The sequence below is a fragment of the Streptomyces sp. NPDC039465 genome (genome assembly GCF_055639315.1).
The window spans coordinates 625,435-637,775 of the sequence record NZ_JBVKAP010000004.1; the positions used below are offsets into that span (position 1 = coordinate 625,435).

A 12,341-nucleotide genomic window follows, 5' to 3' on the forward strand; every position below is an offset into this window, starting at 1 on the left:
GGCCCCGCCCCCCCGAGGTCAGGGTCCGGTTCCCTTCCGTAACTAGGATGGTCGTTCCGAGGCACGGCTCACCGCAGAAGAGGAGGCACGTCGATGCCGGCAGGCGACACCGTCGAGAGGGCGCTGGCCACCGCGCTCTACGCGGACGACGACACCGCCCTCGACACCGGCGCCTCACTGCTGGCGGCTGATCCCGGCGCCGACGCGGAACTGGCCAGGCGCGGCGAGGAGTTCGTCCGACGGGCCTGGGAACGGGGCTGGCAGCCCGCCGACGTCCTGCGGCTCGTCCGCCGCGACCTGGACGAACACCATGTGCTGCTGGCCGCCGAGGCGATCACCCGCGAGGTGAAACGGTACGGGCAGCTGCCGCCCCGCTGGGCCGCCCAGCTCGCCGAGCTTCCGGATGGGCAGTGGAGCTCCGACCGCTTCTCGTACGCCACCGCGGTCCTGGAGCTGTACCGGCTCCTCGCCCGCCTCCCGGCCGTCGAACCCGTCGGGCCGGTCCCCGGCTCGCCGCTCCACGCGCCCCCGGCCGCCGGTGAGCCGCGCATGCTGACCCGGATCCGCGCCCTGCTCGCCAAGGCCGAGGCGACCGGCTTCCCGGAGGAGGCCGAGGCGCTGACCGCGAAGGCGCAGGAGCTGATGGCCCGGCACAGCCTGGACGAGGCGGCGCTCGCCCATCAGACGCACGCGCGCGATGTGCCCGGCGCCTGCCGGATCGGCGTGGACGCCCCGTACGAGACGGCCAAGGCGATCCTGCTCGACGCCGTCGCCGCGGCCAACCGCTGCCGGGCGGTGTGGAACAGCGCGCTCGGGTTCTCCACGGTCGTCGGCTTCGAGGCCGACCTGGAGGCCGTGGAGCTGCTCCACACCTCGCTCCTGGTGCAGGGCACGGCCGCGATGACCAAGGCCGAGGCGGGGCAGCGGGCCGGCGGACGCAAGCGGACCAAGACGTTCCGGCAGTCGTTCCTGATGGCCTACGCGACCCGGATCGGCGACCGTCTGGCCACGGCGGCCGAGGGTGTCGTCGCCGAGAGCGTGAGCGCCTCCGACGGTCTGCTCCCCGTCCTGCTGGCGCGGGACGTGGCGGTCGCGGACCGGGCCCAGGAGATGTTCCCGGAAACGGTCTCCACGCGCGTGAGGGGGGTCAACGACCTCGCGGGCTGGCAGGACGGCACAGCCGCCGCCGAGCGGGCCCACATGGGGCACGGGCGCCGCCCCCTCCGCCCGTAGCGGCACGCCGTAGCGGGGCTACGAACGGCGGCGGAACAGGACCTGGGCGTACGGCGCCCATGCCCCACCCCCCGCCCGCGCAGGGCCTGGGGCGTACGGCGCCCATACCCACCCCGCCCGCACAGGTGCCCGCGGGTCCGGGAGCCGCCGCTCCCGGACCCGCTCACGGGGGCCCCGGCCCCTGCCCCCCTACGGGGGGACACAGCCCTACCAGGACGCCTTACGGACCCCCGGCAGGAACCCGGCGTGCGCCTGCTCGCGCATCCGCACGCGCGAGAGGCCGAACTTGCGCAGGTGGCCCCGCGGCCGGCCGTCCACCCCGTCACGGTTGCGGACGCGGGTCGGGCTCGCGTCGCGCGGCTGGCGGCGCAGTTCCGCGTCCGCCGCGCGACGCTCCTCCTCCGTCGAGGACGGCCGCCGGAGGATCTCCTTCAGCTCCGCCCGTCGCTCGGCGTACCGCGCCACAACCTCGCGGCGCCGCTCATTGCGGACGATCTTGCTCTTCTTCGCCATCAGACCTTCACCCCCCGCGCGCGGATCCGGGCCACGGCCGCCTCGATCCCGATGGTGTCGACGGTCTTGATCGCCTTCGTGCTGAGCGTGAGGCGTACGTACCGGCCCTCGCTCGGCAGCCAGTAGCGCTTGCGCTGGATGTTGGGGTCGAACCGGCGCGAGGTGCGCCGGTGCGAATGGGAGATGCGGTTGCCGAAGCCGGGCTGGGTGCCGGTCAGCTGGCAGTGGGCGGACAAGGGTGACCTACCTCTCTGATCGCTTTCTTGGTAATGGAAACCGTTTCCATTTACTCTACCCCCATGGCCCGCAACGAACTCCGCCCGATCATCAAGCTCCGGTCCACCGCCGGCACCGGCTACACCTACGTGACCCGCAAGAACCGCCGTAACAACCCCGACCGACTGACCCTGCGCAAGTACGACCCGGTCGCAGGCCGCCACGTCGACTTCCGAGAGGAGCGCTGACCGCCATGCAGCCCGGAATCCACCCCCCGTACGCGCCCGTCGTCTTCCGCGACAAGGCCGGCGGTTTCGCCTTCCTCACCCGCTCCACGGCGACCAGCGACAAGACGGTCGAGTGGGAGGACGGCAACACCTACCCCGTCATCGACGTCGAGATCTCCTCGGCGAGCCACCCCTTCTACACGGGCCACGCGCGCGTGCTCGACACCGCCGGCCGCGTCGAGCGCTTCGAGCGGCGTTACGGCAGCCGGGGGCAGGGCAGGTCATGAACATCGCGCTCGTCGGCGGGCTCCACGCGGACGCCCGCCGGGCCGCCGTGGACCGGCTGCTGACCGCCGTCCCCGGCAGCGTCGCCCTCCACCACGACCTCGCGACCGCCGTGCAGGGCACGGTCGTACGGACGATCCGCGACGCCACCGGCACCCTCTCCACGGAGAACACGCCCCTCGTCAACGACTGCGCCTGCTGCGCCCTGCGCGAGGACCTCGTGCCGGAGCTGCGCCGCCTCGACGACGCCGGGCTGACCCGGCTCGCCGTCGTCGAGCTGTGGGACTCGGTCGAGCCCAAGGCGATGGCCGAGGTCGTCGCGGCCGCCGGGCTGCGCGTCACCGCCGTCATCACCGCGGTCGACCCGGCCCTGCTCCTGCCGTACCTCGGCAACGGCGACGACCTCATGGAGGCCGGCCTCGCCGCCGCCCCCACCGACCAGCGCACGATCGCCGACACCTGGGCCCGCCAGCTGGAGTACGCGCCGGTGCTCGCCGTACTCGACAACGACGAGGCCGACGACGAGGACCGCGCGCTGCTCGCCCAGCTCCACCCCACCGCCCGGCACGTGCGGATCGAGGACGGGCAGGAGCTCGCCGCCGCCGCGCAGGCGGGCTTCGACGTCGAGGCGGCGGCCGCCGCCCAGCACCCGGCCTGCGCCCTGCTGCCGCAGGAGGCCGACGCGAACGGCGTCGCCACCTACGTCTGGCACCGCCGCCGGCCCTTCCACCCAGAGCGGCTGTACGCGGCGCTGGAGGACCTGACCTGCGCCGCCGCCCGCAGCCGGGGGCGGTTCTGGCTCGCCGACCGGCCCGACACCCTGCTGGCCTGGGACGCGGCCGGCGGTGCGCTCTGCGTGGAGAGCGCCGGGCCCTGGCTGGCCTCGCTCCCGGACGCGGCCTGGGACATGGTCCCGCCCGTCCGCCGGGCCGCGGCCGCCATGGACTGGCACCCCGACCATGGCGACTGCTGCCAGCACCTGGTCTTCACCTCGCCCGGCCTCGACCGCGAGGGCCTGGCCGAACTGCTCGACTCCTGTCTGCTCACCGACGCGGAGTACGCCGCGGGACGCGACGCCTGGAAGCTGCTGCCGCCCGCCTTCGATTCCCTCCTGGAGGTCTGACCCCATGCCCAAGCCCGCCCGTAAGCCCCTCAAGCCCCGGCCGAACCCGCTGGACCGCGACGGCATCACCTACATCGACTACAAGGACACCGACCTGCTGCGGAAGTTCATCTCCGACCGCGGCAAGATCCGCAGCCGCCGGGTGACCCGGGTGAGCGCTCAGCAGCAGCGACAGCTGTCCCGAGCCATCAAGAACGCCCGCGAGATGGCGCTGCTGCCGTACGTGTCGACAACCCGTTAGCCCGGGAGGGATCCGGAAGGGCGTGCTCTGCGTCTCTTCCCGTGGGAACGGCCCGCCCCCGACGTCCGTTTCCTGATAGCTGTAGTCGACACGCCACCCGGCGTGCACGTGCATCTGCACATGCATTGGCATATGAACACAGCTATGATCCGGGAAAGTTGACACCTGCATCATGCATCTCTCGGGGAGCTTCCAGTGCACCACGCATACAACGGCATGGCGGCCACGGAACTTCGCGGGGTCGTCTGGCAGAAGAGCAGGCACAGCAACTCACAGGGCTCGTGCGTGGAGTTCGCCAAACTGCCGGGCGGAGGGGTGGCCGTGCGCAACTCACGCCACCCCGACGGCCCCGCCCTGGTCTACACGCCCGCCGAGATAGAGGCGATGCTGCTGGGCGTGAAGGACGGGGAGTTCGACCACCTCGTCGAGGGCTGACCGCCCCTCGGCGACGGACGGCACGGATCCGACACCACCGGGCCCCGGCGCCACCGGGGCCCGTACTCGTACAGCGGCCCCCCGGTGGCCGTACGCACGTATCGGCCACCGGGGGGCCGCACTCGCCTACGGGCCGAAGTGGCCGCCGGCTACCCCTCCGCGCCCAGCCGGAACAGCGCCCAGACCACCTTGCCGTGCAGCGTGCCGGCCAGCGGGTGCCAGCCCCAGCTGTCGCTGAAGGAGTCCACGAGGAACAGCCCGCGCCCCGACTCGGCCGCGAAGTCCTCGTCGGACTCACGCGTCCGGGGACCGGAGTGGCTGGGGTCGCGTACCGCGCACACCAGCCGGGTGGTCCAGCGCATCAGATGCAGCCGCACGGGCGGATCCTGCGGGGCCTCGGGGTCGGTGGAATCGGCCGGCACGGCGTGCCGCAGCGCGTTGGTCACCAACTCCGAGACGACCAGGGCGACATCGTCGAAGCGTTCGTCGAGATCCCACTGGCTGAGCGTCGATCTGGTGAACGTCCGGGCGCCGCGTACGGCTTCGAAGCGGGCCGGCAGCGCGCACGAGGCGGAGCTGGAGACGGAGGCGGGATCGATCGGCGGAAGGCCCTGCCGTAACGGCTCGAGCATGGTCGATCCATTCGTCCCCATGCGAGGCACTCCCGGGAATCGCGGCTGTGACGCTACAACACGAACGAGTACGCAGGTGCGCGAGGACCATGGTTCCGAATGCGCCGGGCGGATGCAAGGGCAGATGCACGTGCACGCGCCGGACCTGTCCACCCCCGTGCCGTTTCTTGCTCATATCTTCCACCCACCAGTTTCACCTGGTTGGCGAGCGCTTCCCCTTTCCGTAATCGAATGAGTACGGGCTGAAGCGTTTTGGTGGCAGAATCCGGGGCTCGGAGTTCGGGGGTGCTCCGTCCACACTGATGTGTAGACAGGCGGCAGACGTGCAGACGGGAACACACCGACGCGAAGGGGAGGCTGAAGTCGTGACCGCAGGTGAATCGAGCGGATCCGTGGTGCGACGGATCCTGCTGGGGTCACAGCTGAGGCGGCTGAGGGAATCGCGTGGGATCACGCGCGAGGCGGCCGGCTACTCGATCCGCGCATCCGAATCCAAGATCAGCCGTATGGAGTTGGGAAGGGTGAGCTTCAAGGCACGGGACGTCGAGGACCTCCTCACGCTCTACGGCGTCGGTGACGAGGCGGAGCGCGCCTCGCTGCTCGGTCTCGCCCGCGAGGCCAATGTGGCCGGCTGGTGGCACAGCTTCGGTGATGTGCTGCCCGGCTGGTTCCAGACGTACATCGGGCTCGAAGGGGCCGCTTCGCTCATCCGGATCTACGAAGTCCAGTTCGTCCACGGCCTGTTGCAGACCGAGGCCTACGCCCATGCCGTCGTCACCCGCGGCATGCCGGACGCCCCGCACGCGGAGATCGAGCGCCGCGTCGCACTGCGTCTGGAGCGCCAGAAGGTGCTGGTCGCCGAGAACGCGCCCCGCTTCCACGCCGTGCTCGACGAAGCCGCACTGCGCCGCCCCTACGGCGACCGCGCTGTCATGCAGGGGCAGTTGAGGCACCTCATCGAGATCTCGGAGCACCCCAACGTCACGCTCCAGATCATGCCCTTCAGCTTCGGCGGCCATGCGGGCGAGAGCGGCTCCTTCACCATGCTGCGCTTCCCTGAGTCCGACCTCTCCGACGTCGTCTACCTGGAACAGCTGACGAGTGCGCTGTACCTGGACAAGCGTGAGGAGGTCGCCCAGTACGAACGGGTGATGGAGCGTCTACAGGAAGACAGCCCCGATCCGGCAGAAAGCCGTGACCTTCTTCGGGGTCTCCTTCAACTCTCGTAACTGATAAGTACGATGACGTGACATCAGCTGTCAGCAGCGTGCGCAGCCGGACCGGGCTGCCCGCGCACTCCGTGATGAGGGGTCCTGTCTCATGTCCTACTTCACCGACCTGGCCCATCAGTACATCGACGGGGAATGGAAGCCGGGCAGCGGTTCCTGGGACATCATCGACTTCAACCCCTACAGCGGCGAGAAGCTCGCCTCGATCACCGTCGCCACGGCCGACGAGGTCGACCAGGCCTACCGCGCCGCCGAGCGTGCTCAGGCCGTCTGGGCCGAGACCAATCCGTACACCCGGCGGCTGGTCTTCGAGCGCGCCCTGCGGATCGTCGAGGAGCGCGAGCAGGAGATCAGCGACACGATCGTCGCCGAGCTCGGCGGCACCCGCCTGAAGGCCGCCTTCGAGCTGCACCTCGCCAAGGAGTTCCTGCGTGAGGCGATCCAGCTGGCACTGCGCCCCGAGGGCCGAATACTCCCCTCTCCGGTGGACGGCAAGGAGAACCGCGTCTACCGCCTGCCGGTCGGTGTCGTAGGCGTCATCAGCCCCTTCAACTTCCCCTTCCTGCTGTCGATCAAGTCGGTCGCGCCCGCGCTGGCCCTCGGCAACGCCGTGGTGCTCAAGCCGCACCAGAACACCCCGATCTGCGGCGGCACGCTCGTCGCGAAGGTGCTGGAGGACGCGGGCCTGCCCGCGGGTCTGCTCAACGTCGTCGTCACCGACATCGCCGAGATCGGCGACGCGCTGATCGACCACCCTGTCCCCAGCGTCATCTCCTTCACCGGCTCCGACCGGGTCGGCAAGCACGTGGCCACCGTCTGCGCGGCCAACTTCAAGCACGCCGTCCTCGAACTGGGCGGCAACAGCGCGCTGATCGTCCTCGACGACGCCGACATCGACTACGCCGTGGACGCGGCGGTCTTCAGCCGGTTCGTGCACCAGGGGCAGGTCTGCATGGCCGCGAACCGGGTCCTGGTGGACCGGAAGGTGGAGAAGGAGTTCACCGAGAAGTTCGTGGCCAAGGTCAAGACGCTCAACGTCGGCGACCCGGCCGAGCCCACCACCCACATCGGCCCCCTCATCAACTCCCAGCAGGCCGAGTCGGTCGCTGCGCTCGTCGACCAGACGGTCCGGGACGGCGCCACGGCGCTGCTCCAGGGCGATGTGCGGGGCAACCTCGTCTCCCCGTCCGTCCTGACCGGGATCGCGCCCGACGCGCCCGTCCTGACGCAGGAGATCTTCGGCCCGGTCGCGCTCGTCGTGCCGTTCGACGGCGAGGAGGAGGCGGTGCGGATCGCGAACGACACCCCGTACGGCCTGAGCGGCGCGGTGCACACGGGCGACATAGAGCGCGGTGTACGGGTTGCCAAGCGCATCCGCACCGGCATGATCCACATCAACGACGGCACGGTGAACGACGAGCCGATCGTGCCGTTCGGCGGGGAGAAGCGCTCGGGCATCGGCCGGCTGAACGGCGAGTCGATGATCGAGGCGTTCACGACCCAGAAGTGGATCTCGGTGCAGCACGGCCGCACCCGTTTCCCCTTCTGATGCCCTACGCGCGCGTGGAGGGCGGCCGTGCGTTTTCGCCCGCCCCACGCGCGCGTGGATGCGGGCCGATTCTCCTTTGCGGACAGAAGCTGACCGCAAGGGTCCGTAGCTTGGTGGTTGTCCGGGAGGCGCAGGGCCTCCCGGAGCAGACCGGAAGGCGGACACCATGGTCACTCACGTTCCCGCGGAGGCTCACGGCGACGAGCGCGGCGCGCTGATCAGCTTCGTCGAGGCGCAGCGCGGCGCCATCCGCCGGTCCGTGCTGGGCGTTACGGAGGAGCAGGCGGCGAGCCGGCCCAGCGCGAGCGAGCTCTCGCTCTCCGGGCTGCTCAAGCATGTCGCCGAGATGGAGCTGAACTGGCTGCGGATGGCTCAGCAGCGGCCGAACGAGAAGGCGCGCACCGAGGAGACCTGGGGCGACAGCTTCCGTCTGGTCGACGGTGAGACGGTGCCGGAGATGCTGGCCTTCTGGGATGACGTCGCGAAGCAGACCGAGGCGTTCATCCGCTCGGTCCCGAGCCTGGACGACACGTTCCCGCTGCCGCCGGCGCCCTGGTTCCCCAAGGACGGCGGGGTGTCGATGCGCTGGCTGATGCTTCACCTGGTGGAGGAGATCGGGCGGCACGCCGGGCACGCGGACATCATCCGGGAGTCCCTGGACGGCAAGGGCGCCTTCGACCTGATCGCGGTGGAGCAGCAGGGCGCGTAGTGCCTCGGCCGGGACCTCAACAGGGGCCCGTACCCTAGTCAAAGTTGATTAGGGAGTGTGGCGATGTCGGCGATCCGGCTTCTTGTTCTCGGTGCCGTGCGGCAGCACGGGCGGGCCCACGGCTATCAGGTCCGCAACGACCTGGAGTACTGGGGCGCGCACGAGTGGTCGAACGCCAAGCCCGGCTCGATCTATCACGCGCTGAAGCAGATGGCGAAGCAGGGGCTTCTGCACGCCTATGAGATCGCGCCGAGCACCGCCGGCGGGCCGCCGCGGACCGAGTACGAGGTCACGGAGAAGGGCACGGCCGAGTACTTCTCGTTGCTGCGCGAGGCGCTGAAGTCGCACGACACGAAGCTGGACGTGCTGTCCGCCGGGCTCGGCCTCATCGTCGACCTGCCGCGGGATGAGGCCGTCGCCCTGCTGAAGCAGCGGGTGGAGGGGCTCCGGAAGTGGCGGGACAGCGTCACGGAGTACTACACCCCGGAGGCCGGCACGGAGCAGCTGGGCCACATCGGCGAAATCATGCACCTGTGGGTGCACTCGGCGGACACCGGCGCGCAGTGGACGCGCGGGCTGATCGAGCGGATCGAGGGCGGGGCGTACGTCTTCGCCGGAGAAGGAGGCGAGCCCTTCGTGGGTGTCCTCGCCGACGACCAGGAGAACCCGTTCGCCACCGGTGAGCCGCATCCAGGAGATCAAGACTAATCAAGTTTGACCAATCGGCGATCCGGGGTTACTTTCGATCGAGTGGTCAAGTTTGACTACTGGGCTGGAGGAGCGGAATGACTGACGCGATCGTCGTCGAAGGCGCGCGGAAGAGGTACGGGGAGAAGTGGGCGCTGGACGGGCTGGACCTGCGGGTCGCGCAGGGCACGGTGCACGGGCTGCTCGGCCCCAACGGAGCGGGCAAGACCACCACGGTCCGGATGCTGGCCACGCTGCTGCGGGCGGACGAGGGCAAGGTCGAGGTCGCCGGACACGACGTACGGACCCAGGCCCGCGAGGTACGTCGACGGATCGGGCTCCTCGGACAGCACGCGGCGGTCGACGAGGAGCTCGGCGGCCGCCAGAACCTGGAGATGTTCGGGCGGCTGTACCACCTGGGCGCGCGGCGGGCCGGGGTGCGGGCGGACGAGCTCCTGGAGCGGTTCGGGCTCACGGACACCGGGCGCAAGCCGGTCAAGCAGTACAGCGGCGGCATGCGGCGCCGCCTCGACCTGGCGGCCTCGCTGATCACGGAGCCCGCGGTGCTGTTCCTGGACGAGCCCGCCACGGGCCTCGACCCGAGGGGACGCGCCGAGGTGTGGGCCTCCGTGCGCTCACTGGTCGGCGGGGGCACGACCGTGCTGCTGACGACCCAGTACCTGGAGGAGGCCGACCAGCTCGCCGACCGCATCTCGGTGGTGGACCAGGGGCGGGTCATCGCCGAGGGCACCGCCGACGGACTGAAGAGCCAGGTCGGCGGGGACCGGATCGACGTCGTGGTGCGCCACGCGGAGCAGCTGCGGTGGGCGGCCGCGCTGCTGCCTGGCGAGACGGCCGTCGACGAGGACCGGCGCCTGGTCAGCGCGCCGGTGACAGACCGGATGACGGCCCTGGCCGGGGCCGTACGTGCCTTGGAGGAGGCCGGGATCGAGGCGGAGGACATCGCACTGCGCAGGCCGACCCTCGACGAGGTGTTCCTGACGCTCACGGCCGGACGCGAGACGGTGGAGGTGACGGCATGAGTACGTACGTCCTGAGCGACAGCTGGACGATGACCCGGCGCGAACTCGCCCACTGGGCACGGCAGCCGGTGCAGGTCGTGGTCGGCCTGGTCTTCCCGGTGATGCTGCTGCTGATGTTCGGCTACCTCGTCGGTGGCGGGCGCGAGGTCGAGGGCACGTACGTCGACTTCCTCGTGCCGGGGATGCTTGCGCTGACCATGGCGTTCGGCCTGGAAGGCACCATGACCGCGGTCACCCAGGACCTCAACAAGGGGGTCGTCGACCGCTTCAGGTCCATGCCGATGGCCAACAGCGCGGTACTGGTGGGGCGTGCGGTCGCCGACATGCTGCAGTCCGCGCTCGGCCTGGCCGTGATGATCGCCGTCGGTTACGCGATCGGCTGGCGGGCCAACGGGGGCCTCGGAGCCTCTCTGGGGGCCGTGGGGCTGCTGCTTCTGCTGCGGTTCGCGATGCTGTGGATCGGGATCTTCCTGGGCATGGTGGCGGGGCGGCCCGAGCTGGTGCAGGCGGTGCAGATCCTCGTCTGGCCGGTGGGGTTCCTCTCCAACGCGTTCGCGTCCCCGGAGTCCATGCCCGACTGGCTGGGGACCGTGGTGGAGTGGAACCCGATGTCGGCGACGGCCACGGCGGTACGGGACCTGTTCGCCAACCCGGGCGGGGAGCCGGGGCACATGGCGGCGGCGATCATCTGGCCGGTGGCGCTGATCGCGGTCTTCTTTCCGCTGGCGGTACGGAGGTTCCAGGCGCTGAGCCGCTGAGCCGCTGAGCCGCTGAGCCGCTGAGTCGGCCGAGCGGATCGCTTCCTGCTTTTCGCGGCTCGGAAAGTCGTACGGCGAATCGTGGAACCCGAAGCCGGTGAGCGGTGTACCAGAAGCAGACGGTTCACCGCGGACCGGCTTCGGGACAGCCTCGGACAGGGGGAGCGCGATGCGCGGACACATCGGAGCAGCGGGCGCCGTCGTGGCGCTGGTGTTGGTGGGTACGGCCGGGACGGCGGGATGTACGGCGGAGCCCGCGGGGCGCTCCGCGGCGCCCTCGCGGAGTGAGGGGGCGTCGGGCCCGTCGGCGGGGGCACAGGCGCCGCCGCGCATACCGTCGGCGCCGGACCTGCCCGGCTGGGCCCACAGCCCCGGATTCGCCGCCGACGGCAGCGGGTTCACCCTCCTGGCCCGCTGCGTCGAGGACGAGGCGCGGCCGGAGAACAGCTTCTGCCGGCAGCATGTCGCCGTCCTGGACAAGGGCGCGGCCAGTTGGGAGCTGCGCAGATCTCCGCTCACCGAAGTGCGGGGCACCCACGGCGTCTCTGCGCAGCTCACCGTCCTCGGGCCCGGCCGCGCACTCATCCAGGAGGGGAGCGAGGAGCATCCGCTGCGGACCTGGTTCACCCGCGACGGCGGTCGCTCCTGGACGAAGGGGGAAGGGCGGCCGACCGGCACGGTCGCGACCATCCCGGCGGGCGGTGCCGTGACCCTCGGCTGCGCCCAGCCGCCTGGCGCGATCGTGGACGACTGCGCCCGGCGGCAGCTGCTGGTGATCTCGCCCGAGGACGGCAAGTTCAGGGCCCTCGCACGCGGGCCGCAGCTCGGACCGTCTCTGCGGCCCGCCGAGGTGGCGGAGCCCGACGGCTCCTGGTGGGCGTCCGGCGTCGATCCGGTGTCGAAGCGTCCGGCGGTGGCGGTGTCACGGGACGCGGGGCGCAGCTGGTCGACGAGCGTCCTGCCGTCGCCGCCCACGACCAACCCCTGGGGCGTCTCGGTTGCGGTCGGACCGGACGCGGTCTACGCCGCCGAGATGGGAGAGCTGACAGGCGGTGAACCGGCCAAGAATCCGATGCGGGCGCTGCACCGCTCGCTGGACGGCGGCCGCACATGGCAGCGGATGTGGACCACCACCTCGACCGACGAGCCGCGTACGCTGCTCGGCCTGCCGGTCCCCGGGCGCGGCGGCAGGGTCACCGTCCACGGCGAGATGGGGGCGTACACCAGCATGGACGGCGGCTCCACCTTCCAGCGCTCGGGCGAGAGGCTCGGCCATGTGAGCCGTACGCCCGTCGGACTGCTCCGCGGGCCCGTCGTGGGCTGTGAGTACGGCATATCCGCCGACGGGGTCCGCTGGTCGGCGGTGCGGCTGGCCTGCGGCACGGAGTCCTGAGCTGCCCGCCCCGTCGCGCCGGCCTCCGCCGGGCTTTCCGCCACCCACCGTCGGGCCCCGCTCCGGAC

16 protein-coding genes are annotated in these 12,341 nt (G+C 70.9%); 13 read left to right on the forward strand and 3 right to left on the reverse strand.

Annotation, left to right across the window (positions count from 1 at the left end; translation table 11 throughout):
- The first annotated feature begins 93 nt into the window (after window positions 1–93).
- Window positions 94–1,233: a DUF2786 domain-containing protein gene (locus tag ACZ7LT_RS17365; protein ID WP_471236890.1), complete on the forward strand. Its 1,140-nt coding sequence runs from the start codon at window positions 94–96 to the stop codon at window positions 1,231–1,233.
- Between the two features lie 207 nt (window positions 1,234–1,440).
- On the opposite strand, the gene rpsN is transcribed toward ACZ7LT_RS17365, so the two are convergent.
- Both rpsN and rpmB read right to left on the reverse strand, forming a co-directional pair.
- A complete protein-coding gene (gene rpsN, locus ACZ7LT_RS17370) occupies window positions 1,441–1,746 on the reverse strand; it encodes a 30S ribosomal protein S14 (protein ID WP_471236891.1) in 306 nt (101 codons plus the stop codon).
- Entirely contained in the window at window positions 1,746–1,982 is a 237-nt protein-coding gene (rpmB, locus tag ACZ7LT_RS17375; RefSeq protein WP_471236892.1) for a 50S ribosomal protein L28, read from the reverse strand. Before rpmB ends, rpsN begins: the two co-directional genes overlap by 1 nt.
- Window positions 1,983–2,045: 63 nt before the next feature.
- Between rpmB and rpmG the strand changes: the two genes are divergently transcribed.
- The 5 genes from rpmG (at window position 2,046) to ACZ7LT_RS17400 (ending at window position 4,273) form a co-directional block, all read left to right on the forward strand.
- The gene (rpmG, locus tag ACZ7LT_RS17380) at window positions 2,046–2,210 is read left to right on the forward strand and encodes a 50S ribosomal protein L33 (protein WP_014150502.1); all 165 of its coding nucleotides are present in this window, start codon (window positions 2,046–2,048) and stop codon (window positions 2,208–2,210) included.
- 5 nt (window positions 2,211–2,215) lie between these two features.
- Window positions 2,216–2,476: a type B 50S ribosomal protein L31 gene (locus tag ACZ7LT_RS17385; RefSeq protein ID WP_019888386.1), complete on the forward strand. Its 261-nt coding sequence runs from the start codon at window positions 2,216–2,218 to the stop codon at window positions 2,474–2,476.
- Window positions 2,473–3,597, forward strand: coding sequence for a CobW family GTP-binding protein (locus ACZ7LT_RS17390; RefSeq protein WP_471236893.1), 1,125 nt, complete (start codon window positions 2,473–2,475; stop codon window positions 3,595–3,597). Before ACZ7LT_RS17385 ends, ACZ7LT_RS17390 begins: the two co-directional genes overlap by 4 nt.
- Before the next feature lie 4 nt (window positions 3,598–3,601).
- On the forward strand, window positions 3,602–3,838 hold the full coding sequence (rpsR, locus tag ACZ7LT_RS17395) for a 30S ribosomal protein S18 (protein ID WP_471236894.1): 237 nt from the start codon (window positions 3,602–3,604) through the stop codon (window positions 3,836–3,838).
- Window positions 3,839–4,033: 195 nt separating this feature from the next.
- Window positions 4,034–4,273: a DUF397 domain-containing protein gene (locus tag ACZ7LT_RS17400; protein WP_471236895.1), complete on the forward strand. Its 240-nt coding sequence runs from the start codon at window positions 4,034–4,036 to the stop codon at window positions 4,271–4,273.
- A gap of 149 nt (window positions 4,274–4,422) precedes the next feature.
- Here ACZ7LT_RS17400 and ACZ7LT_RS17405 read toward each other — a convergent pair whose 3' ends face one another.
- Complete coding sequence (locus tag ACZ7LT_RS17405; protein ID WP_471236896.1) at window positions 4,423–4,926, reverse strand: ATP-binding protein; 504 nt, start codon at window positions 4,924–4,926, stop codon at window positions 4,423–4,425.
- A gap of 344 nt (window positions 4,927–5,270) precedes the next feature.
- On the opposite strand from ACZ7LT_RS17405, the gene ACZ7LT_RS17410 reads away from it, so the two are divergent.
- From ACZ7LT_RS17410 to ACZ7LT_RS17440, 7 genes are all read left to right on the forward strand, one after another.
- Window positions 5,271–6,134, forward strand: coding sequence for a helix-turn-helix domain-containing protein (locus ACZ7LT_RS17410; protein ID WP_471236897.1), 864 nt, complete (start codon window positions 5,271–5,273; stop codon window positions 6,132–6,134).
- Between the two features lie 91 nt (window positions 6,135–6,225).
- Entirely contained in the window at window positions 6,226–7,683 is a 1,458-nt protein-coding gene (locus tag ACZ7LT_RS17415; protein WP_471236898.1) for an aldehyde dehydrogenase family protein, read from the forward strand.
- A 166-nt stretch (window positions 7,684–7,849) separates the two neighbouring features.
- On the forward strand, window positions 7,850–8,392 hold the full coding sequence (locus ACZ7LT_RS17420) for a DinB family protein (RefSeq protein WP_471236899.1): 543 nt from the start codon (window positions 7,850–7,852) through the stop codon (window positions 8,390–8,392).
- A 63-nt stretch (window positions 8,393–8,455) separates the two neighbouring features.
- Complete coding sequence (locus ACZ7LT_RS17425) at window positions 8,456–9,100, forward strand: PadR family transcriptional regulator (protein ID WP_471236900.1); 645 nt, start codon at window positions 8,456–8,458, stop codon at window positions 9,098–9,100.
- Window positions 9,101–9,177: 77 nt separating this feature from the next.
- On the forward strand, window positions 9,178–10,122 hold the full coding sequence (locus ACZ7LT_RS17430; RefSeq protein ID WP_471236901.1) for an ATP-binding cassette domain-containing protein: 945 nt from the start codon (window positions 9,178–9,180) through the stop codon (window positions 10,120–10,122).
- Window positions 10,119–10,880 (forward strand): ABC transporter permease, encoded by a 762-nt coding sequence (locus ACZ7LT_RS17435; RefSeq protein ID WP_471236902.1) that lies wholly within the window; start codon window positions 10,119–10,121, stop codon window positions 10,878–10,880. The genes ACZ7LT_RS17430 and ACZ7LT_RS17435 overlap by 4 nt, the downstream gene beginning before the upstream one ends.
- A gap of 169 nt (window positions 10,881–11,049) precedes the next feature.
- The gene (locus ACZ7LT_RS17440) at window positions 11,050–12,273 is read left to right on the forward strand and encodes a WD40/YVTN/BNR-like repeat-containing protein (RefSeq protein ID WP_471236903.1); all 1,224 of its coding nucleotides are present in this window, start codon (window positions 11,050–11,052) and stop codon (window positions 12,271–12,273) included.
- Window positions 12,274–12,341 lie beyond the last annotated feature (68 nt).